This window comes from Nitrosomonas sp. Nm34 (assembly GCF_900113925.1).
Classification (GTDB): Bacteria; Pseudomonadota; Gammaproteobacteria; order Burkholderiales; family Nitrosomonadaceae; genus Nitrosomonas.
Genome location: NZ_FORD01000001.1, coordinates 85,113 through 106,243, shown reverse-complemented (window position 1 = coordinate 106,243; position 21,131 = coordinate 85,113). Strand labels below are relative to the sequence as shown.

At 46.2% G+C, this 21,131-nt stretch carries 20 protein-coding genes; 11 read left to right on the top strand and 9 right to left on the bottom strand.

Annotated elements, in window-relative coordinates:
• Nucleotides 1-2: 2 nt before the first annotated feature.
• Entirely contained in the window at nt 3-3,086 is a 3,084-nt protein-coding gene (locus BM283_RS00480) for a BPTD_3080 family restriction endonuclease (RefSeq protein WP_090687725.1), read from the bottom strand.
• Nucleotides 3,087-3,481: 395 nt separating this feature from the next.
• On the opposite strand from BM283_RS00480, the gene BM283_RS00475 reads away from it, so the two are divergent.
• On the top strand, nt 3,482-3,784 hold the full coding sequence (locus tag BM283_RS00475; protein WP_090687721.1) for a DUF4389 domain-containing protein: 303 nt from the start codon (nt 3,482-3,484) through the stop codon (nt 3,782-3,784).
• A 214-nt stretch (nt 3,785-3,998) separates the two neighbouring features.
• Nucleotides 3,999-4,775, top strand: coding sequence for a DUF3750 domain-containing protein (locus BM283_RS00470; RefSeq protein WP_090688008.1), 777 nt, complete (start codon nt 3,999-4,001; stop codon nt 4,773-4,775).
• A 66-nt stretch (nt 4,776-4,841) separates the two neighbouring features.
• Here BM283_RS00470 and clsB read toward each other — a convergent pair whose 3' ends face one another.
• From clsB to nadA, 3 genes are all read right to left on the bottom strand, one after another.
• Nucleotides 4,842-6,011 carry a cardiolipin synthase ClsB gene (clsB, locus tag BM283_RS00465; protein ID WP_090687720.1) on the bottom strand — a complete coding sequence of 390 codons (1,170 nt, stop codon included), beginning with the start codon at nt 6,009-6,011 and terminating at the stop codon, nt 4,842-4,844.
• On the bottom strand, nt 6,008-6,760 hold the full coding sequence (locus BM283_RS00460) for an endonuclease/exonuclease/phosphatase family protein (RefSeq protein ID WP_090687717.1): 753 nt from the start codon (nt 6,758-6,760) through the stop codon (nt 6,008-6,010). Before BM283_RS00460 ends, clsB begins: the two co-directional genes overlap by 4 nt.
• Before the next feature lie 67 nt (nt 6,761-6,827).
• The gene (gene nadA / locus BM283_RS00455; protein WP_090687715.1) at nt 6,828-7,928 is read right to left on the bottom strand and encodes a quinolinate synthase NadA; all 1,101 of its coding nucleotides are present in this window, start codon (nt 7,926-7,928) and stop codon (nt 6,828-6,830) included.
• A 401-nt stretch (nt 7,929-8,329) separates the two neighbouring features.
• Here nadA and lptC point away from each other — a divergent pair, with 401 nt between their 5' ends.
• The 4 genes from lptC to BM283_RS00435 are packed head-to-tail and all read left to right on the top strand — an operon-like array spanning nt 8,330 to nt 11,775.
• Nucleotides 8,330-8,953, top strand: a complete 624-nt coding sequence (gene lptC / locus BM283_RS00450; protein WP_090687712.1) for an LPS export ABC transporter periplasmic protein LptC — start codon at nt 8,330-8,332, stop codon at nt 8,951-8,953.
• On the top strand, nt 8,950-9,504 hold the full coding sequence (gene lptA / locus BM283_RS00445) for a lipopolysaccharide transport periplasmic protein LptA (protein WP_090687709.1): 555 nt from the start codon (nt 8,950-8,952) through the stop codon (nt 9,502-9,504). The genes lptC and lptA overlap by 4 nt, the downstream gene beginning before the upstream one ends.
• 36 nt (nt 9,505-9,540) lie before the next feature.
• Complete coding sequence (gene lptB / locus BM283_RS00440) at nt 9,541-10,263, top strand: LPS export ABC transporter ATP-binding protein (protein WP_090687706.1); 723 nt, start codon at nt 9,541-9,543, stop codon at nt 10,261-10,263.
• A 54-nt stretch (nt 10,264-10,317) separates the two neighbouring features.
• On the top strand, nt 10,318-11,775 hold the full coding sequence (locus BM283_RS00435) for an RNA polymerase factor sigma-54 (protein WP_090687703.1): 1,458 nt from the start codon (nt 10,318-10,320) through the stop codon (nt 11,773-11,775).
• 179 nt (nt 11,776-11,954) lie between these two features.
• Here the strand turns inward: BM283_RS00435 and BM283_RS00430 are convergent, their stop codons facing one another.
• Nucleotides 11,955-12,653: a hypothetical protein gene (locus BM283_RS00430; protein ID WP_090687700.1), complete on the bottom strand. Its 699-nt coding sequence runs from the start codon at nt 12,651-12,653 to the stop codon at nt 11,955-11,957.
• Nucleotides 12,654-12,828: 175 nt separating this feature from the next.
• Between BM283_RS00430 and BM283_RS00425 the strand changes: the two genes are divergently transcribed.
• Nucleotides 12,829-13,326 (top strand): hypothetical protein, encoded by a 498-nt coding sequence (locus BM283_RS00425; RefSeq protein WP_090687698.1) that lies wholly within the window; start codon nt 12,829-12,831, stop codon nt 13,324-13,326.
• Between the two features lie 263 nt (nt 13,327-13,589).
• On the opposite strand, the gene BM283_RS00420 is transcribed toward BM283_RS00425, so the two are convergent.
• The gene (locus BM283_RS00420) at nt 13,590-14,174 is read right to left on the bottom strand and encodes a DUF1353 domain-containing protein (protein ID WP_090687695.1); all 585 of its coding nucleotides are present in this window, start codon (nt 14,172-14,174) and stop codon (nt 13,590-13,592) included.
• 756 nt (nt 14,175-14,930) lie between these two features.
• Nucleotides 14,931-15,233 carry a hypothetical protein gene (locus tag BM283_RS00415; protein WP_090687693.1) on the bottom strand — a complete coding sequence of 101 codons (303 nt, stop codon included), beginning with the start codon at nt 15,231-15,233 and terminating at the stop codon, nt 14,931-14,933.
• A 584-nt stretch (nt 15,234-15,817) separates the two neighbouring features.
• On the opposite strand from BM283_RS00415, the gene BM283_RS00410 reads away from it, so the two are divergent.
• Nucleotides 15,818-16,033 (top strand): hypothetical protein, encoded by a 216-nt coding sequence (locus BM283_RS00410; RefSeq protein ID WP_139225153.1) that lies wholly within the window; start codon nt 15,818-15,820, stop codon nt 16,031-16,033.
• Here BM283_RS00410 and BM283_RS20395 read toward each other — a convergent pair.
• Complete coding sequence (locus tag BM283_RS20395; RefSeq protein WP_090688005.1) at nt 16,030-16,101, bottom strand: DUF4113 domain-containing protein; 72 nt, start codon at nt 16,099-16,101, stop codon at nt 16,030-16,032. The two genes, BM283_RS00410 and BM283_RS20395, sit on opposite strands and share 4 nt — an antisense overlap.
• Before the next feature lie 145 nt (nt 16,102-16,246).
• On the opposite strand from BM283_RS20395, the gene BM283_RS00400 reads away from it, so the two are divergent.
• Both BM283_RS00400 and BM283_RS00395 read left to right on the top strand, forming a co-directional pair.
• The gene (locus BM283_RS00400) at nt 16,247-17,137 is read left to right on the top strand and encodes a DUF6929 family protein (RefSeq protein WP_090687687.1); all 891 of its coding nucleotides are present in this window, start codon (nt 16,247-16,249) and stop codon (nt 17,135-17,137) included.
• Nucleotides 17,138-17,715: 578 nt separating this feature from the next.
• On the top strand, nt 17,716-18,903 hold the full coding sequence (locus BM283_RS00395) for a patatin-like phospholipase family protein (RefSeq protein WP_090687685.1): 1,188 nt from the start codon (nt 17,716-17,718) through the stop codon (nt 18,901-18,903).
• Between the two features lie 104 nt (nt 18,904-19,007).
• Here BM283_RS00395 and BM283_RS00390 read toward each other — a convergent pair whose 3' ends face one another.
• Complete coding sequence (locus BM283_RS00390) at nt 19,008-19,730, bottom strand: DUF3313 family protein (protein ID WP_175491984.1); 723 nt, start codon at nt 19,728-19,730, stop codon at nt 19,008-19,010.
• Between the two features lie 777 nt (nt 19,731-20,507).
• Here BM283_RS00390 and BM283_RS00385 point away from each other — a divergent pair.
• A complete protein-coding gene (locus BM283_RS00385; protein WP_090687679.1) occupies nt 20,508-20,996 on the top strand; it encodes a hypothetical protein in 489 nt (162 codons plus the stop codon).
• Nucleotides 20,997-21,131: the final 135 nt, after the last annotated feature.

Here is a 21,131-nt window from a genome sequence, read left to right as displayed (position 1 = left end):
AACTATTTGCTCCCGGCCGCAGCGTGATTCGTTGCGGTTTCGATCATGTGGTTGAACGTGTTTTCCACTTTTGCCTTAAAGTCGGTATCTATCAGGAATACATCGGTGAATTCAGCAAAAGCCCAGCGGCCATAGCTTTTCAGGTTGTTGACACCGGGTATCCAGTAAGTCTCCATGGTGGTTTTCTTTTCTTTGGCGTCTTCACGGCGGTAGCCTTTGATCTCGACGACCAAATGTAGTGGATCATCACGGCCGCGTCCGTCATCTACCAATACGATGAAATCAGGCAGGTAGGTGCGCACTTCAGCGCCATAGCGGTAAGGCACTGCAAAGCCGAGATTGTGATTCTTGGTGTAGGCAATGACTCTGGGATGGGCTTCGGCCACGCGGCAGAACTCGGCTTCCCAGTCGCTGTCCAGAATGACCCAGTTGATCGGATTCCTGGGCGGCGGGCCGCTGGTTTCCCAGCGTTCCATACGCGAAGTAGAAAAACGGACCTGGCTGGTAGAGCCAACCGGATTATAAGGGGCGAGCAAGGCTTTGATGGGGCGCTGACCTTCCAGCGCGCGGGTGATGCCAGCCATGATGCGATTGCACACCCTGTCCGCCAGTTCCTGATAGACCAGCAGTCCCGGATGGGTTCCCCCTTTGCACGTGAGGCAGGTTTCAAGCCATTGCTTGGTGATGCGCTTGAGCTGGCCGAACAGGTGTAATTTCGGCTCGTCGCCGGGATCACGAAATTTGGTATAGAGAAGATGCTTGGTCAGTATGAACAGCAGCGAGGATGGGCGCATGCCTTCCAGGTGGTCGAGTGTCATGACGACCGCCTCGCCGATGATGCCCTGGTTATGGGTAATGGACGGACCGACCAGATCAGGGGTGAGCTCCAGCATGGAATCATCGTTGAAAGTGGCGGTGAGTCGTTCCTCGGGCAGCTCGACGCGATAACCTTCGACCCGCGGAAAGCGAATGGCGAGGTGATCGCGTTCAGGGCGCACGGCCTTGACCTGAATTGTCTCACGCGGCTTCGGCGGTGGGGCAATGACGGGCTTGGCAGTAAAATCGAATGGCACGCCGAAGATGTCGGCATATTCGGCATCGAACAGATCCGCTTCGTTAAGATCGTAGGACCAGCGGCGTAGCGCCCGGCCGATGACCTGTTCGCACAAGAGCTGAGTACCGAAAGCGCGGACACCGAGAATATGGGTGACATTGTTGGCATCCCAGCCTTCGGTCAGCATCGAGACAGACACCACGCAGCGGATATGGGCACCAAGTTGTCCAGGCTTGCCGACAGTATTCATGACTTCGCGCAACAATTCCTGATCGGTGAGGTTTGCGGCTGCACGTGCGTCACCCGTGCGCTCGATGATTTCGCGACGGAACCGCTCGATCTCGTCCGCCGCCATGGCATGGAAATGATCATCGAGCGCATCCCCGGCTTCCAGTTGTTCACTGTCGATCAGCAGCGTGTTCGGGCGTGGCAGCGGAGTACCGGTAATTTCGTCGAAGTTGCGGAAGAGCGGCAGCATTCCATTGTGAAGATGAGGCGTCCCATCCTGCTGCTTTTGGTAAAAACCTGAGACGTAGTCATAAATAAGCTTGGAGATGGCTGTGTTTTGACAGACTATAATGAAGCAAGGTGGAACTGAGATCTGGTTCTCTTGCCACAGGTGAAAGGTTTTGTCGTAGTGGCCGTACAGCGCCTGAAGGGCTGTCTGCAGGCGGGTGGGCAGCTTGAGCGGGTCGAGCATGGCGCCGCTGCCCCGACCTTTCCTGGGCATGTCTCTACGGATGTGCTCCCAGAGGTTGCGATAAACTGGCATTTCATTACCGGGAATATTCTCGGCTACCGGCACACGCGGTAGCTTGACGATACCGCACTCGATGGCATCCATGAGCGAGAAATCACTCATGGTCCACGGGAATAGTGTGCCTTCTGCATAGCCGGAACCCCGCAGGAAAAACGGGGTGGCGGATAGATCAATCACGCGCGCCACGCCAAGCTTACGGTTTACCGCTTCCAGGCCGGAGATCCAAAGCCGCGCAGCCTCATTATTCTTTTCGGCCTCTTTTCTCTCTTCGCCCTTGAGTGCTTTCTCTTCCTCCTCATTCAGATCGTTTGGCTTCTCTCGGTAGCAGTGATGCGCTTCGTCATTGAGAATGAGGATATTTTTCATGCCCATGAGTTGAGACATGACACGCTGGATCATCTGGCCTTCGTTTTCAGTGGTCTGGGGTTTGCTGCCGGTGCGGCCTTGCAGCAGGGCGCGGTTGCCTTTGGAAAGTTCCACACGCTCCCGCAGCTTGAAAGCATGATAGTTGGTGATGACGATTTTGGCGCGTTTGATATCCTCCAGAAAATCATGAGGCACTAGCTCCCGGCTCGCGTAGTAACTATCCGGGTCATTGGGCAGTAATACGCGTAGACGGTCCTTGATGGTGAGCCCGGGTGCGACGATGAGGAAACCACGCGTAAAGCATTTACTCGCAGGGCGGCGCACCGCATTGATTGTCTGCCAGGCGATGAGCATGGCCATGACAGTGGTTTTACCGGCACCGGTCGCTAACTTCAAGGCAAGCCGTTGAATCTCCGGGTTGGCATCCCGATTGGCACTGGTCAGGTGCTCAAGGATGCGTTTGCCAGCAACTGAAAGCGCAGCAACCTCGGTTAACCAGATCGTAGTCTCGACGGCTTCTATCTGGCAGAAAAACGGTCGGATCCCACCGAAATCATGGTGCCGCCAATGCTGAAGAAGTCGCATGGTTTCCGGCGTAACCTGCCATTGACTTGAGGGCAAGGAACGCCAGGTATCCACCTGTTTGCGGATTTCGTTGATGATGGAAGTGGGATCATACTGCTGCTTTTCGGAAGAGAGCCCTTTTCCTTCATCGAAGATGAGATCTTGCTGCGCCGGTGCCGTCTTCTGCTTTTTGGGTTTGGGGATAGGCGTAATGAATTCAGCAGGTCGACGGCTTTCAACGATGCGTTGCGTTGGCTGGCCCGAGGCATCCAGCTCCCAATGTCGACCAGGAGAGTCGTAGGGTGAATTCAGGATGGGCTGATCAAAAAATGGGTTCGACATGTTTTGTGATGGTGTTACAACCTGAAGCAGATAGCGTTTAACATACGATAACGCCTTATGGCTATACGCTTTCAGCAATAAGTTTATTTATAAAATATTTTATGGAGCCGTGGAATATACAAATCATCGCATTTTAGGGCGAATTATGAAAGTCGCATTATTATAGTTGGTTGTTTCTATGTGGTTATACAGCGTATCGGTTGAGCTCTGGAGATGGACTGCAAAAACTTATCCAATAAGCTTGTCTGTCTTGGTAATCGATTGTGAGCGGCAGAAATACTTGGTGTGGGCGCATAATCAATGCGATGATAGAGTCATTTATGCTTCATCTACAAAAAGAAGTAAGATCCACCCTGAATTGAATGCTATTTTGAATGCGATTGCGAGGAGAATGTATGAAAGATGAAATTAAACAACGATTGCAAAAAACGGAGACATGGATGCGCGGGCTTTATATGCTGTTGTTCATCTTTGTCTATGGCCTGATGGAATTTGTCATTATTCTGGTGATGCTCTTTCAGTTTATTTCCATTGTCCTGTCAGGCCATACGAATGTGCAGTTACTCAAATTCAGCCAAAATCTGGCCGCCTATGTCTATCAGATCATTACTTTTCTTGCTTTTAATAGTGAGCAGTTACCTTTTCCATTTAGTGCCTGGCCAAGCGAAAAGACCCAATATATTGAAGATGATCAATAACGGAGAGCGGTGAGTTGCTGAAGAAGAGATCCATGAAAATAACTGCAATCCTGTGATACCAGGACACTATTCATGATATAAAAAAGAAAAAGCTGTGCTGCCAGAACTCTAGGCTGTTTTAATAATCTGATACTGTAACTGAACATGAATAACTGTATTGTCTATTTGTGTTGAGACTGGTTCAATTATCTCAATATTTCTGTTTATTTTTAAAATGAAACTGAAACTAGTGACTGCCGTCAGGCTTTTGCTGCTTGTAGTTCTGACAGCAACTTTGGGAATTCATTTTGTCACGGAGCATGTTAATGCAGGCTGGCAAACTGCAAGCCGCGAGCCGGTAGGGTTGGCGCCCGAGCCTGCACAAACGCCCGAAGCGATTATTCAGGTTTACGGTGCACGTGCTTATGGTTGGCGAGGCTATTTCGGTATTCATACCTGGATTGCGGTAAAACCATCGTTAGCCCCAACTTACACCGTCTATGAGGTCATTGGCTGGTATCTGCGCCGAGGCGGTTCAGCCGTGTCAATTCATCAGCAACAACCCGATCGGCGCTGGTTTGGAAATATGCCCATTCTGCTGGCTGAGAAGCGAGGAGAGGGTGTGGATGCATTGATTGAGCGTATTGAAGAAGCTGCATTGAGCTATCCCTACGCGCACGAGTACACCATGTGGCCCGGCCCGAATTCCAATACTTTTACTGCCTGGATCGCGCGTGCTGTGCCAGAGCTGGCGCTAGATTTGCCCCCCACGGCTATTGGCAAGGATTATCTTGGAAATAGCATGACCGCGGTTGCCCCTAGTGGCGGAGGTTGGCAGTGGTCTTTATTTGGGTTATTGGGCGTCATCGTCAGTGAGGTTGAAGGGTTTGAAATTAATTTACTTGGGCTGACATTTGGTTTCTCTCACAGCCCGGTTGCGATTAAGTTACCCCTCATTGGACGGATAGATCTGAGCGCACAAGACAGGTTCGCTGTTTCTGCTCAGCAATAGAATAGTCTGGTACAACCAACCAACCAATCAAGGTGCCTCTGTATAACAAGTGCTCGCGTATATGTCTCAGACACGTGTACTTTCCTGGCTGTAGCCTAGCACTCCCTGCAAAATGCGCACAATATAATAACTTATCCAATTCAAGGATCGGTTAATCCAGGATTGCTTTCCCCAATAGATCTTTGATACGGGCCTGGAATCTTCCATGGCTCGTTGCAGTGTGGTTCTCAGTTCCATAGCAAAGGCTTGATCAAGCACCATGACATTCGCTTCTTGCGCCATTAGAAGACTCAAAGGATCAATGTTGGAAGAACCGACCGTTGACCAGTACTGATCAATGACGGCTACTTTGGCATGTAAGAAGCTTTTTTGATATTCATAAATCTTGATGCCAGCATCCAGCAAATTATCGTATAAAGCGCGTGATGCATGATACTGGATGCGATACTCGATTTTTCCCTGCAGTAGCAGGATAACCGACACACCTCGGCGGGCCGCATGGATAAGGGCTTGCCGAAAATTTCTGCCAGGAAGAAAGTATGCATTGGCGATAATGATCTCATTGTAAGCAGTAGCGATCACTTTGAGATAAGAACGTTCAATGTCACGGCGATGGCGAAGATTGTCACGGATGACAAATGCTGCACGCTGGTTGCCAACTGGTATTGTAATAGGCTGCAATTCGAGATGAGTAATCCAGCGTTTTTTGAAATGCGCCCAGGCGACTAACATCCATAAACGTCTGGCGCTAGAATGAATCGTGGCCAGTAAGGGACCTTCTATTTTTACGGCATAGTCAAAACGGGGGATAGGTTCGCCAGGCTTTTGATAATCATTGATGATATTGATTCCTCCCACAAAGGCGATGCGGGCATCGATGACGACTAGCTTACGGTGCATGCGGCGTAATCGATGACGCCTGAACCGGAAAGAAAAAACTTCTTTGCGGTAATGCATCACTTGAACCCCTGCAGCAATTAAGTTATCGATTGCTTTTTGGGGAAAGCTGAGTGAACCAAAACCGTCTATCAATAGGTGAACGGCAACACCACGCAGGGCAGCACGCTTGAGTGCGCTGGCAATGCTGATACCTGTCAGGTCATATTTGAAAATATAAGTCTGGAGATGTATTTCTTGATTGGCCTCATCAATTGCGCTTTCCAGTGCTGGGAAATATTCTGCTCCATTATGTAAGAGTGTGATTCGGTTACCTTTGATAAACGTGGGTGACTTCATGCACGCACAATATTAGCTGACAAGGCGGCATGATCGGAAATTCTCGACCAGGGATGACTTTGATGGATACAGACATTTTTCACCTGAAAACCACGCACATAGATCCGATCAAGACGCAATAATGGAAAGATGGAGGGGTAGCTGCGGGCTGTTCTACCATGTGTCTGTTCAAAAACCTCGGTTAGTTCCAAGTGCTTCATCAGGAGGCGGCTGGCTGTTCCGTGCCAGTCATTGAAATCTCCCGCAATCACCAGGGGAGCATGAGGTGGCACGAGTTGTTTGATACGCTTCTCCATTGCTTCGAGCTGCCGGCGCTGGCCGCGCCTGAATAATCCCAGATGAACACAAATGCAGTGCAGCGTTTCCTGCCAGCCGGGAATACTGAGTTCACAGTGGAGCAAGCCACGGTTCTCAAAGCGGTGAGATGAAATATCTTCGTTCTCCCAGCTTACAATAGGAAAGCGGCTGAGAATGGCATTGCCATGATGCCCTTCGTCGTACACCGCATTCTTGCCGTAGGCAAAATCCTGCCATACTGAATCTGCCAAAAACTCATGCTGGGAAATGTGTGGCCAACTTATAAAACGGGAAGCATGTTTGCTGTGTTCGCCGACCACTTCTTGTAAAAAGACGATGTCAGTACCGAGCGCACGTAATTGATCGCGCAGTTCGTGCAATACCAGGCGATGATTGAAATAGGAGAAACCCTTGTGGATATTGTAGGTAGCAATATGCAGTTTATCGATCATAGGCAACTATAAGAAATGGCTAATCACAAAGTTTAGAACTCTGGCGCATTCAAAATATCGTATCTTACTACTTTGAAACAGCGAGCATCCTTTCCAGTGTCAATCTGGCAAGTTTTGCTTCATGAGCCGGTACCTTGATTTGGTTGACTACATTACCTGCTACCAGATTTTCCAGTGACCATGCCAGATGCTGAGGATCAATTCGTGCCATGGTTGAACACATGCACACCATGGGTGACATGAACTGAATAATTTTATCCTGAGATTTGAATTCTTCAGCAATCCGTCCAACCAGGTTCAATTCGGTACCCACCAACCAGCGGGTTCCTGCTTTGGCTTCACGAATGGTATTGATAATGAATTCAGTGGAACCGACATAATCTGAAGCTTTGCAAACTTCAAAACTGCATTCTGGGTGCGAAATGACTAAACCTCCCGGGTGTTGATTGCGAAATCGCAGGATATGTTGTGGCTGGAACATCTGATGGACTGAGCAATGCCCTTTCCATAACAAGATTTTGGCTTTTTTGATTTGCTCTTCGGTCAATCCACCCATGGGCTCATCAAAATCCCAAACGGGCATTTGTTCGAGAGGGAGGTCCAATTTGTAACCACTCCAGCGCCCTAGATGCTGATCAGGAAAAAATAATACTTTTTCCCGCTGGGCAAATGACCATTGCAGAATTTTAGTGGCATTACTGGAGGTACAGACAATGCCGCCATGCTCTCCACAAAAAGCTTTTAAATCAGCACTCGAATTGATGTAGGTTACCGGTGTAATGACTTCATCGGGATCAAGTATTTCAGCTAATTCACGCCAGGCTCTTTCTACTTTGGAGAGACTAGCCATATCAGCCATGGAACAACCTGCTGCGAGATCAGGCAGAATAGCAATCTGCTCCGGGCTTGACAGGATGTCCGCAACTTCTGCCATAAAATGCACGCCACAAAAAACCAGATAATCAGCATCCGTTTTTGCCGCAAGATATGACAGTTTTAGGGAATCTCCCGTCAGATCGGCATGCCGATAAACATCTGCTCGTTGATAGTGATGCGCCAGGATAACAGCACGTTCCCCTAATTTTTCTTTGGCAGCAATAATACGTTGTGCACAGGTTTCATCCTGTAACAGTTCGAAGTTTTCAAAATCGATAGCGTTAGCGTGCATGGTTATTTCAAAATTTGATGAGGAAATGTATTAACATAATCATATTGTGGCAGGGATTCAAGTTTAAAGGGCATAAAGCATAAAATTCTCAAATCGTATGCTGGATGCTTTTTTCTATTGAAAGAACACTCATCCACAATGAAAAACAGCATTTTTGACTGTTTCGTTGATTAGAGTGTGACTTTGATATAATTATCCAGTCAAATTAATTTTAAGCGCCTGGATAACTCCTTTGCTGGATAAAACTAAAAGTCTTGTGCATAAAACGGTTAAGCTTCTTGTAACTAACGAATATAAATTATTATTTTCAGACAATTTTCTCGCTATCCTGTTCATTATTGCTACAGTAATAAGTAAAGATAGGCAAAGGAGATTGTTAGGTAAAAAAGTGATATCGTGAGATGATCCATCGTCTACTCCCAGGTCCAATAGCTCTTTTGACGATACTTGCATTGTTGACATTATGGCTGGATCAAGCGATTCAATATCCAAGAAGCCGTGAAGATTACGATTCAAATCATCAACCTGACTATATTATTGAAAATCTTGCGGGCGTCCAAGTCGCTTATGATAAAGCACGCCAGCTTCTTTTTTCTGCAGATGTGATGACCCATTATCCGGCAGGAGATATGTCTTATTATGAACAGGTTGATTTTACCCGTTTGCAACCGGATAAGCCGTTGGTACGTATTAGTGCGGATTATGCTGAGTTTGATGATGGTAAGGATAATATCTATCTCAAGGAAAACGTATTCATCATTAGAGAAAAAGAGTTAGATAGGGTGACAATACGTACTGAATTTCTGCATCTGATCCCTGATGCTGACATTGCAAAAACAGATCAGCCTGTAACGCTGGTAAAGATGGATATGACTGTAAATGCGGTAGGGATGGAGTTAAATGATCGAACAGAAAAGATTGATCTGAAATCAAGGGTAAAAGTGCAAGTGAACAAGAGGCAGCAAAGTACTGATCGGTCTTCGAATAAGAAGCCGCTGACCCAACCAAACCATCCTAAAAAATGAATGTATTTTTTTTCGTCTTGTTGATTATTAGTACACTGTGCTCGGAGCACGTTCTGGCAGAACGCACTGATCGTAATAAACCGATTCAGATAGAATCAGATAGTGCTACAGTCGATGACTATAAACGTAAGGATAATTTTCGCATAAGCACCTTCATCGGTAACGTTATTTATACGCAGGGCACGCGTATCCTTCGGGCAGATAAGGTGATCATAAAAGAAGATCTCAAAGGCTTCCACTATGCGACCGCTTACGGAGATCTTGTCAGTTACCGGGAGAAACGTGATAGTGTTGACGAGTATATTGAGGGTTGGAGTCAACGCGTAGAATATGATGAAAAGGCCGATAAAATCGAGTTATTTGGCAAGGCGCGGTTAAAGCGAGGAGAGGATGAAGTGCGTGGCGACTATATTTCTTATGATATTATGCGGGATTTCTTCGAGGTGATCAGCCGCAAAGAGAAAAAAGCTCAGGAAAAATCAGACAGCAGGGTGCGGGTGATTATTCAGCCTAAAACAAAATCCCCCAAAACAACAGATGCTGGAGAATAGTTTTGTGCTACCGCCATAGATCATGCAGAAAATATCATGAGCGTACTTAAAGCCGACCATTTGATGAAAAGCTATAAATCTCGTACAGTAGTGCGGGATGTGTCCTTTTCTATCAGTAGTGGCGAAGTGGTTGGTTTGCTTGGCCCCAATGGAGCGGGCAAAACCACTTGTTTTTATATGATAGTGGGGCTGATACCATTAGGCGATGGTGAAATTCATTTGAACGACCGTGACTTGAGCAATATGCCGATTCATCAACGTGCGCGCCTGGGTTTGAGTTATTTGCCTCAGGAAGCTTCCATTTTTCGGCGTCTCTCGGTTGAAGATAATATCCTGGCTGTACTGGAGCTGCAGAATTTTAATACTGATGAGATTCAGCAACGGCTGGATCATTTATTGCAAGATTTGCATATTACTCATCTGCGAGAGAATCTGGGTATTAGCCTATCGGGTGGTGAGAGGCGGCGTGTAGAGATTGCGCGTGCTTTGGCTACAAAACCAAGTTTTATTCTTTTGGATGAACCCTTTGCAGGTGTAGATCCCATCGCAGTCATGGATATCCAGAAAGTGATTGGTTTTCTCAAAGAACGTGGTATTGGCGTGCTGATTACTGATCATAATGTGAGAGAAACATTAGGGATTTGTGATCGCGCCTATATTATCAGTGAAGGGACCGTGCTTGCCAGCGGTAAACCTAGCGAAATTATAGATAATGAGCGGGTAAGGGAAGTTTATCTAGGAGAGCATTTCCGGCTTTAATGATGAATATTCGATTCATGAAGCGAGATAGGAGATCGCTGCTTTCTCAGAACTATGAAACCTACTCTTCATCTTAAATTAACTACCAGTCTTAAGCTTACGCCACAGTTGCAACAGTCCATAAAATTGCTGCAGCTTTCTACCATTGAGTTAAATCAGGAAATAGAACGTATGCTGCAGAATAATCCTCTGCTGGAATTAAGCGATAAGACGGATTATGATCAGATGCATGCAGAGGATTTCTCGCTCTCATTACCCTTGGATAGGACTTCGCCCATTGAGTTGAATGACGCACAACATCAAGAGAAGGATGATGAATTGAGCTTACCTTCCAGTGAAGAGACTTACAGGCTTGGTGATTATGAAATCTTTTCCAGTCATCGAGAAAGTGAGGAGGATGAATGGGATTTTACCCAACAGATGATCAATCCTCCCACTTTGCGTGAACATCTCATTATGCAAATCAGCTTGAGCCAGATCAGCGAACGCGACTGTCAAATCGTGAGGATATTAATCGAAAGTCTGGATGATGATGGTTACCTTGCGCAGGACCTGCAAGAATTATTTGACATGCTGCCAGCAGAGTTGGGTATTCATCTGGCTGACTTGCAGACAGCGCTTAAATATTTGCAACAATTGGATCCACCCGGTTTAGGTGCACGTAATTTGCAAGAGTGTCTACTCTTGCAGCTACAAGCACTGCCTGAAGACACGCCTTGTCGTCAGGAGGCGATTTTGCTTGTGGAGCACGATCTAGAGATACTTGCTTCAAAAGATTTTAAACAGATTAAGAAGTTGTTGCATTGTGATGATGAATGCCTGCGTTCCGTGCAGCAACTTATTACTCAATTGAATCCCAAACCGGGTAGTACGTTCAATTCAGCTGCCTCGCGTTATGTCATACCTGACGTAATGGTGACTAAGCTTAATGGGGCATGGGTAGCAAAACTTAATCCTGAATCAATTCCTCGCCTTAGTATTAATCAACTTTATGCTGGTATATTAAAGCGTGATCGAAATGATTCGACTCAAATGTTAATGAGTCAGCTTAATGAAGCCAAATGGATGCTTAAGAATATCCAGCAACGTTCTGAAACTATTTTTCGAGTATCCACAATTATAGTAGAGCACCAGCAGGCTTTCTTCGAGCATGGGGCAGTTGCAATGCGTCCGCTTGTCATGAGGGAAATTGCAGAAGCTCTGAATTTGCATGAATCTACCGTCTCACGTGTTACCACGCAAAAGTTTATGCATACACCCCAAGGCATATTTGAGCTCAAGTATTTTTTTGGAAGCCATGTCGCAACCCATGGTGGCGGAGCCTGCTCTGCTATTGCAATTCGTACCTTAATCAAACAATTGATACAAGGAGAGGATCAGAAAAAGCCGCTTACTGATAATCGGATTTCCGAGATTCTGGCTGAGCAGGGAATTATTGTTGCACGTCGTACGGTTGCAAAATACCGCGAATCGATGCAAATTCCCCCAGCTAATCTTCGTAAAGGGCTTTAATCGCATCAAAAATATTAATTTACAACAAGATGGAGGAAAGCCACTAACATTGCTGACTTTGCCTGGCTCAAAGGAAGATTTACTCTGCAATCAATAAATTGTTTTCTCTCGTTCTGCCGGTGTGATCAAGCTGAAATCATTTATTCCGTAATAGCGAACGTCCGTATTGTCAGAACCAACTACATACCGGGCCTTTTAACATTACACACCACAGTCACCGAGGGAACTATCAGATTTGAATGTCTACCAAGAGGCTTAAGTAAATCTTCAAATAAGGTGACATTTAGAGCATCGCCGAAATGATCCCTGATAGCAGCCCAATATCGAAAGCCACTGCCATAATCAAGTAAAGAAGGTATGGTTATTTTAGCGTTTGTGAGCAAAGTTTCTAATTCGGCATCGTTAACCGTGGCTGAGACTTCGACATATGACATATCTGCATCGAGAACAGAACCACTTGCAGTGGTGCTTGATAGCACATGCTTGGCTTCTAGCCCATAGAATAACTTGGTATCTAAGGCGATGGCTGGATCAGGTTGCTCAAAATCTCCTATAATCCCATTCTTCATGAAGCTTATCGTTACACCAAGAGCATAACTATCTTTAAGATCAATAATCTTGGTTCCTACCCATGAGGGAATGATTGATCCAAATGCCTGGCGGCGATCGTGGCGAGCAAGGTCGATTTTAACTTCATAAAAATAAGTACCTTGATCAACGATCCATTCGGTATCTTCTGGCTTCATTTGGTACTTATTCACATGGCAAGTTGCTGTAAGCACCGAGGGAAACTCTTCCGCTATAGCAAGGGATTGATGAGCAAGTATTGAGTTGATGAATAATGTCACAAACATACCAATTAGTGATAATTTATTCATGGCGAGTCACCTCGTGATCCCGTGGTTAAATGACTAATTGAACTTTTTTTACAACTTAACATAGTTTAATAGACTCGACCAACCCAGTTAAGGGATAATTTATCTTTCTTGCTGGGTTTGTTCTTCAATAAAAAAGATGAAGTGCGTTTTATTTTCTGATACACGGAAATTGTCTATGATTCTTTATCGATCGTTACACAACAAGAGCAATTTTATTCGTGAGGGTGTGATAATACCAAGCCTTGTTGCTCTCACGGTATCCAGTTTTTCAACCATGGCCAGTGATTATGGTATGGCAGGTGCTGGTCGCACTACGATTGCACGGCAAGCTGCCGAATGGAACACCGATGGCCAACCGGTAAAACTCGAGTTTGATTTCGGGGATTTCAAGGCATGGGCCCGACGCGATGGCTCGTGGAATGCGGAAGGAACTGTGCAGCATCATGGTCTCATGTGTGGAACCTACACCTTGCTGCTTCGGGTAGGTCACGGTAATCCTGGCTGCATCGACGTGCAGTGGTTCCGGGAACCAGTACCCGTGGCCAGCATACAACTCTGCAACAACGCTTCCGGAATGCTCTCTGGCGGAAACTTAGAATTCCGCGATGCTACACGTTTCGACGATATCACCTGCGCGGAACGTATCATCTCATGCAGTGGCACCTGCAAGTAATTATGATGTAATACAGAATCAATTGAAATCTGGTTTTCTTGGCGTTGACCTGATTGAGGTAGAAAATACTCCTGCTATAAGCACGGCAATGACTGCCCAACAGCTACCAATAGTTGACCGGGAAAAGCGTTTAAAATGAATTCCTTCTAACAGTTTTATTTAGCTGTGTGCGAGCCAAATAAAAGTGAGTGTGAACGAAGCCAGTACAACTGTGTAGATTGCCCGTCTGCTGCACCGTTCGTTAGATTTGGTGGAAATAGAGGCTAAAACTTTTGTACTTCCATAGATGTCAACTTGCTTAAAGCATCATCTGTCCTGCGCTCGATCTCATCCGCGTTATCAACTTCTCCCTGCGAGAAAATCATTTCGCCAGCTAGGCGAAAATCTGCCTCCATGCGCTCTTCAGCTGCTGACTTACTAAGTCGAGCACCGGAATCAGCCAAGTGCATAGCTGGGCGCCACTGTGGCACAAGTGGCCAGATCGCTCCGATGCGCACACCGAGGTAGAAAATAATCGATTGCGCGACTGAGCAGCCTCCGGCTCGGCAAGCGTGGTAGAACATTCGGTCGGCAGCCCGACGTAACTTCCTGTCTGATTTTGCTCTGTCGCACGCCACATCATGAACAATAGAAGCACGTCGGTAATCACCGGTATAAGGCGACCCGACTAGGACCCACAGCGGCCGAGGGATAGAAGCACCATTAATAATCACACCCTCAGGTGCATCCCACACCTTGCCATCCGGATCAGTGTATGTGAAAAGCTCGAGTACTTGCATCTGACGGTCATCGCTGCTTTCCGTCAGCCAAAGAGTACGAGGGTCACCTGAAAAAGAGCCATTATTCACTGTTCATCCTTGAGATATAGTTTGGGTGAAGTCTAACTAAAATTAAATCCCCAAAACGGAGAAATATATTATGTTCTGGGATGAAATCTTTCACTACAAATTGCCTTCTATCACGTTCCATTTTTATGGATACATATCAATTTAGATTTCATTATAATCAACTTTGTTCCACAAATATTATGATAAAACCCTTACAAAATAACTCTGGTTTCCGCATCGTGGACACAAAAAAGCATACATATTTTTTAAACTGAAGTAGTTCCATTTCTAAATTAAAAATGACGCGAAGGCGAGCCGTAGACAGTATCAATAATACGACAATGTGAAGCCGGCAGAGTTAGTTTTGATTTGGAAATGAAATGACCAGTCGCTTTGGACGCTGTTGTGGGATCAGTTTCATTGATTCGATCAAGATCAGTGTGTGCCACAACCATCGCATCTAGTAGCATAAAATAATGGCAGAGTGCTGTCCGGGGAAAGACCAGTGTGGATTAGTATGTGTGGTTTAGTATTATGGGTTCAAGCTGCACCTGGTCATTAATGACCAAGGAGAGTTGCTAGAGTAACGTGAGTTCGACATAAGAATCATCACATCACGATTGGAAGAGCTTGGGGGGGGCTGATATAGCGAAACTCTAATAATTCAATTGGTTCGGACAAGCACGGAAGAGAGTTAGAAAATAATAACTCTCTGATGAAAGATATACGTTAAGCTGAATATACAGTTAAACTTATAGGAGCAAAGGCTGCTAAGTATTAACTGCTAACAAATGTTTCTTGGGTGACGGGATCGTCAACAGAAAAAGTGACGCCGACTAGGCGTATATCATGATCAAGCGTACCTAAGTATGAACCAACACTTCCATCATCCCAGAAGATCTTAAAGTCAGCGATGGATCCAAATCCGGTTCCGGTCACTGATCCATTCAATTGCCCCACAAGTTCTTCATCATCAGTAACAACGGTTCCAGTAAGCTGATCACCATTTAATGTAGAGTGAACGATCAGTACATCTTCATTACTCTGAAAAATCTGCCAGTTAGTAAAATCGGTTGACATAATTTTTACTCCTAATATGTGCTAGCTCAGGCCAAACTGTACAATTGCTGATATGACTGAGTATCTGTGTCAGATAAGATTTAGTCCAAGTTTTTACTATTCAGAATCACTTTCACACAAAACAAGTATCTAGAGAAACTCTCTTATTGAATACCTTGCGCTCACGAGTTCTTCCACATTATGTTATGGATGCTAAGGACTAGCAAATAGAAGGTCAATCATGCATTTGCATACTTTTTTATTCCTTCAGCTTTTTTATCGCCTAACAAGTTAAGTATGATTCAGAATGTACAGGACTGGAAGAGCATCTCGACGGTTCGGCTTTGTTATTTACGTAGTGTCTTGACCTGTGTCCATTTGTGTTCGATGGAATAATGAGAATACTCTTTGAATCATTTCTAACTGGTTTGTCTATAGCGAGCATAAATCAGATACACTCGGAAAGATAGATGCCTTGCGTTGATGTGCAGGAGGTAACAAGCAGTGTATTGGCCAAAATAAAGCTATGTTATTCAAGGAAGTGTCCACAATCGGACTCTGAATCGTACCGTGGGATGCAAATAGGCCCACTCCCTGCGGTTTGAATGAGAGGGGCACAAACCGCCCCGTCATGCATGCATAGTCGGCTGCTGCGGGGTGGTCGCGGGGCGGGCATGGAGGCAATCATCCCGCGCTTTCCCAATGGCCCCTGGAGGGACAATAGTGTGGGGACTATTCCGCTTAAGCCCAGCGCGGCTCCGCTTGAGCTCTCGTACTCATCAACAGTGAGCATCGGTCGTGTAATCGCTCAGCATGGTTAATGCGCGTATGCGATCGGCGCATCTTGCCATTTCGTCGTGTAGCAGGGAGACCTATTTTCCCGCCGCATCAGTCAGTTTGACAACCAAAACGTCTGCTGATATGTCCGGCCCTTATGAAAAGGGGCATTTATTGTCCCTATCGCGCCGGGCAGGAACGATTACCGGAGTTATGCTTCTTCTCTATATGAGCAATTAGATCAGGGCTAATCTACCATGCATGCTTCCATTCGCAATCACATTATTCTGCAGGGTTTGCAATCTGCATCGGGTGTCGAGCGCATCGGCAATTATTATTATATTGTCTCAGACGATTCACCCGATTTGTATCGTCTTGATTTGTGTTGGAACGTCGTTGGGACAGCCCGCCTATTTCCTTCAGATATTCGCTCAGGAGATCGGATTCCCAAAGCCATCAAACCGGATTTGGAAGCCATGTGCTTGGTGGTTGAATGGCATGGTAAACAGGAATTGCTCTGTTTTGGTTCCGGCAGCAAAACGCCCACACGTGACATCTGCTATCGCGTGGATGTAACCGACCCAGCGTCGCCGCAAAACATGCGCCTCATTTCTCTCACTGCGTTATATGATATTCTTCGCGCTGCCCCCACCATTCTCGGCACACAAAAACCAAACCTGGAAGGTGCTACTACCACGCGTGATGCCGTTTTGCTTTTTCAGCGTGGCAATATCTCCGGCATCAATGCGCTCATGCAATATCCATTGGCGACTTTCATGAATTACCTCGACGGATCAATCTCGCTTGCACCTATTCCACAGGTCTCCACCTTTACTCTCCCCAAAATCAGTAACCGTTATGCGGGCTTTTCTGCCGCGCTGACGTGGAACGATTCGATTTTGTTTGCTGCCTCCGTCGAAGATACGGATAATGAGATTGACGATGGCGTAACCCTCGGAAGTTTTATCGGATTGTTGCAGGGAAAGGAAATTCTCTGGGTTGTTCCCGTCGAGTCGAACGGCTCGATCGCACCCGTAAAAATCGAGGGGATTGCGATTTTGCAAGTGCAAGAGAACTTGCTTGAAATTGCCTGTGTGACTGATAACGATATGGACACCTCTGAAATACTTCGCATCGAAATCAAATAATGTATCCCCTAACCTGTATCTTTTGCTTTCTAATTCAACAGGAGGAAACACTGTATGGCGCAAAACAGGTTAAACGATGGCCTGACGCGGTTAGCCAGCACTACGCAGTTTTGGGGGAACGGGTAGGGGACAAACTGACCCACAGGCGCGAATAGTCGGTCGCTGCGGGGGGCGCTTGCGGGAGGGCATATGGTAGTTCATCCCGTGTGTTTCAGGTGCCCCTGGAGGGGTGATAATGTGGGAATTATTTCGCCTAAGCCCAACGCGACTTCGCTTACTAAGCCTGGAGCACTAAACGAAAGAGGAATTTCTGAAACGCTTTACAGCGCAACCGAAAAACGCCTCAAAGAAGGATTAAATTGGATAAACACTGACAATCTACATAATTGAAATGACTGCTTCATGCCAAAACCAGCACACCAATTTTTCAATAAATCCTCAAATAATCTGCCTAATTAATATTAGACTGCCAATAAATCAAAGAGTAGACTTGTGTCATCAGTTCGCATAGATCTGTAGAGCAGTGCGAGGATAAATTCATTTAGAGATGTGGTTGCCGGGCTAGCAGGAGGGAGCGCATGAGACTCAGAAAGTTCATTATTCTCGACGGTATTATGGTAGCGCTGCTCCTGGCTGGATGTGCATCACCTCCGGAACGAGTGCTATCACAAAAGGCTCCGGCATATGCCGCGTTGCCGAATGCACATGCTCCGCTGAATCCAGACCAGGTTTCGCCCCTCTACGCTACGCTTACGTCGGGTAGCAGCGAGGCTGTTATACGTAACCGAGAGCGTAAACGTGGGCATGCCCTCAATGTACTGTCCCTCTCAGGCGGCGGCCAAAATGGTGCCTTTGGTGCTGGCTTCCTGGCTGGTTGGCGCGAAAGTGGTCAACGGCCCGAGTTCGATGTCGTCGCAGGTGTGAGCACCGGCGCTTTACTGGCGACCCACGCTCTGCTCGGCACCCCGGCCGATGACGTGCATCTCGAAGAGATGTACACGCAAGTCACCAAGAAAGACATCTATCGGGACAGAAGTATCTTCAGCCTCGCGTTCGGCGCTGATTCGCTGTCAGACACCTCACCGCTTCGAGCGCTCATCGCCAAACACATCACTGCGGAGACCTTAGCACGCGTGGCTGCCGCTTACGACGACAACCGGCTCCTGTTTGTGGGCACGACCAACGTCGATTACGGCCAGACCTGGATCTGGGATATGACGCTAATCGCGAAGGACGGAAACCTCAAGCTTTATCGTGAGGTATTGCTCGCCTCTGCATCATTCCCTATCGTCTTTCCGCCGGTGGAAATCGATGGTCATCTGTTCATCGATGGGGCCGCCCGTTCGAATGTTGTTATCCCAGGGATGGGGTTGACAAAGCGGCCCAAGCCTCCGCTGTATGGTCCAGGTAATGTGTATCTGATTTCTAATGGCAGGCTTAAGAATCCTCCCAAGGCCTTGCGCAGAGCCATCGGCGACGTGGCAGCCACGACGGTTAGCGTGATGATGGACCAGTCTATGCAAACGGCTTTGACGCGATCCTATGTCGGGACTCAGCTCCTAGGCTACAACTTCAAAATAGTTGAGATCCCAGACAGCGTAAACGTTGGAAAGGATCCACTCGCCTTTGATCCGGAACAGATGCGTGCGGCATTTGATACGGGTCGTGCGCTCGGGAAGCAGGCCGATCCCTGGTCGACCGTTCCACCCAACCTTGGCGATATTCCCACTTGGGCATTGGAGGCGATAAAGGAGCGCCGTTATTGAGACGAAATTCCCAATGTGGTGATCTTGTTGGGTGATCGCGTGTCAGCGGGTATTGTACATTCCCGCATCCTATGCAGGGTTAAGACATACCGCCGTTATCTTAGTTAGAATGGACGCAGCGTGAATGCTGTCGGGTCAGTCACTACTTCGTCCGGTTTTCGGTTAGCGACCTCGACGAACTGTTTGGCCCAACGATCCATAATGCCTTTTGTTGGACCATACCAGGTCAGGCGCGTCAGATCAAGCGGACCTACATCCTGCATATCGCGATCGGCGAAAGTAGCGACTATTTCGTCAGTTTGTAGATCACGCAAGCGGGCTTCGAATGCTGCCCGCCGCTTGTTGATTGCGCCTGCCGCAGTGCCGCCACCAAGCGTCAGCCATCCGGCTGCGTGCAACACCGGCGTCGAGGGATTAATCTCGATCAGCGCCAGTTCCAGGCGGAGTGCTGGTTGTTGACGCTGATCAATACTCTCAATGACTTTAAAACGGTGGTTGGGATCTTCCTTGAAAGCTTTTACTACTTGGTCATGGAAATATACCGCCAACTCTTCGATGTCTTTTTTCACATCATTGAACCAGCTAGCGCTGCTGGCTTTATGCAGCCAATCCATTTCAAACATGTACTGAGTATTGACAGGCGCGACGATCAATTCCTGATAGCGGCTTTTGTCAAAATCAGGTTTGATCCATACTTTCTGAAAAGGTAAATCAGTTGGCTGCTGCTGCAGTTCAGGATGTTCAATAAAAGCAGTATCGGGAGCAGGTTCGACAACTTTTGATTTGGCTTGATTGGAATCTGACTGAATTGCAGCACATCCCGTCATAAATACTCCTAAAAAATATAAAATCATTATTGGTGCTGTAAAAACTGAGGCTGCTATTTGTTTATGGATATTCATCATATGCTTTCTCCAAGGGAATAAAAATATATTTATTCGTTCAACAATCAGGGCTTCAATATATAAAGCAAATATAACTACATAGAATTTATGCAATGGGTCGCAGGAAAATCAGATCAATATAATCAAAATCATTTCTGCGATCTACTTTATTGTTACATAAATAAAGTGATATTAGGGTATAGCTTTTCTTATTTTTTCTGAAGAAAAAAAGAATTTAAGTACTGATTTTACGCAACCTTTAGCTTTTGCAACTCAGCATAAGCCTGTTGGGCTGCCTTAATATATAGCTCCGCCCGCAGAGCAAAATGAAATACGTATCTTAAAAAATCACCATACTCAAGGAATATTCAACCTTAGATGTTTTAGTCCCGAATATAAGGGTGTAACTGGCGACATATTTTTTTACGCATGTTCATGATTTTTTCTTTTTAGCTGAATAAGTAGAGAGAGTATGATGCCCATATCATTAATTTATCTGATCAAGCAAACTCATCAATGTCTCGGTTCTGTCATCTACGCCATATATCTGCCAATCTAATGGAACCAAAAGTAATAACATAGGATTTCTGAAGATAAAATATAATGGCAATATGTATGATATGAGGATAAGAGCGTGGATATGATAAAGTATATTCATTATTTGCACTTATTTCAGTACTTGCCGGTATAACCTTCATACTTTCAGGTTGTTCCGCACCTATGCGTCAACCTGCCGTTCCCCAGGTATGGTCTGAGAAAGCAGAAATGGTCGGCTTACCTGGAGTATGTTACGTAGTACGCTCTGACATGCCTGAGTTCACTCAAGATGCCATCGAAAGTTTAACCGGGAACAAGCTTACCTTACCACAAAAGGCCAAAGTGCTAATCTGCTTTCTGCTAATCTGTCTCCTGCCAATTTCTTGGCCATTTCAAGTCATGATACGAAATGCCCGTCTGGATCCTGACTGGGCGGAAGTCGAGCGGCGCGCTTTGTCAATTGCTGCCCGCGCTATTACTTCATTGATTCAAAATCAAGGTATTGGTGATTTATACAAGCTCTATAGCCAGACTCAGCGAGATGGCATTGATTTTAATCTTGCTTTTATTCCAAAAGATTTCAATACTCCTCATCTAGAAGAGTTCGACACTGAGTCTGAGTACATGCGTCAGCTATTTCAGCGTGGCTACAATCTGGCTATAAAGAATTAGCAGTGGGAAAAGTTACCCCCTGGATTGTGAGCGAAAACTTTTTTAACTAGGAGAGATTTGGTAACTATAATAATTCAATCGTCAGAAAAATCGACTTATCTTTAGGAAAACTTACTATACAATAAACGCATTTTT

What these genes read in the sequence shown, in the direction of transcription:
- BM283_RS00435 (WP_090687703.1), top strand. Translation starts at nt 10,318, where the DNA reads ATGAAACCTACTCTTCATCTTAAATTAACTACCAGTCTTAAGCTTACG.
- lptA (WP_090687709.1), top strand. Translation starts at nt 8,950, where the DNA reads ATGAATGTATTTTTTTTCGTCTTGTTGATTATTAGTACACTGTGCTCG.
- lptB (WP_090687706.1), top strand. Translation starts at nt 9,541, where the DNA reads ATGAGCGTACTTAAAGCCGACCATTTGATGAAAAGCTATAAATCTCGT.
- BM283_RS00410 (WP_139225153.1), top strand. Translation starts at nt 15,818, where the DNA reads ATGAGAGGGGCACAAACCGCCCCGTCATGCATGCATAGTCGGCTGCTG.
- nadA (WP_090687715.1), bottom strand. Translation starts at nt 7,928, where the DNA reads ATGCACGCTAACGCTATCGATTTTGAAAACTTCGAACTGTTACAGGAT.
- BM283_RS00395 (WP_090687685.1), top strand. Translation starts at nt 17,716, where the DNA reads ATGAGACTCAGAAAGTTCATTATTCTCGACGGTATTATGGTAGCGCTG.
- BM283_RS00425 (WP_090687698.1), top strand. Translation starts at nt 12,829, where the DNA reads ATGATTCTTTATCGATCGTTACACAACAAGAGCAATTTTATTCGTGAG.
- BM283_RS00480 (WP_090687725.1), bottom strand. Translation starts at nt 3,086, where the DNA reads ATGTCGAACCCATTTTTTGATCAGCCCATCCTGAATTCACCCTACGAC.
- BM283_RS00460 (WP_090687717.1), bottom strand. Translation starts at nt 6,760, where the DNA reads ATGATCGATAAACTGCATATTGCTACCTACAATATCCACAAGGGTTTC.
- lptC (WP_090687712.1), top strand. Translation starts at nt 8,330, where the DNA reads ATGATCCATCGTCTACTCCCAGGTCCAATAGCTCTTTTGACGATACTT.
- BM283_RS00400 (WP_090687687.1), top strand. Translation starts at nt 16,247, where the DNA reads ATGCATGCTTCCATTCGCAATCACATTATTCTGCAGGGTTTGCAATCT.
- BM283_RS00415 (WP_090687693.1), bottom strand. Translation starts at nt 15,233, where the DNA reads ATGTCAACCGATTTTACTAACTGGCAGATTTTTCAGAGTAATGAAGAT.
- BM283_RS00475 (WP_090687721.1), top strand. Translation starts at nt 3,482, where the DNA reads ATGAAAGATGAAATTAAACAACGATTGCAAAAAACGGAGACATGGATG.
- BM283_RS00390 (WP_175491984.1), bottom strand. Translation starts at nt 19,730, where the DNA reads ATGACGGGATGTGCTGCAATTCAGTCAGATTCCAATCAAGCCAAATCA.
- BM283_RS00385 (WP_090687679.1), top strand. Translation starts at nt 20,508, where the DNA reads ATGCGTCAACCTGCCGTTCCCCAGGTATGGTCTGAGAAAGCAGAAATG.
- clsB (WP_090687720.1), bottom strand. Translation starts at nt 6,011, where the DNA reads ATGAAGTCACCCACGTTTATCAAAGGTAACCGAATCACACTCTTACAT.
- BM283_RS00470 (WP_090688008.1), top strand. Translation starts at nt 3,999, where the DNA reads ATGAAACTGAAACTAGTGACTGCCGTCAGGCTTTTGCTGCTTGTAGTT.
- BM283_RS00430 (WP_090687700.1), bottom strand. Translation starts at nt 12,653, where the DNA reads ATGAATAAATTATCACTAATTGGTATGTTTGTGACATTATTCATCAAC.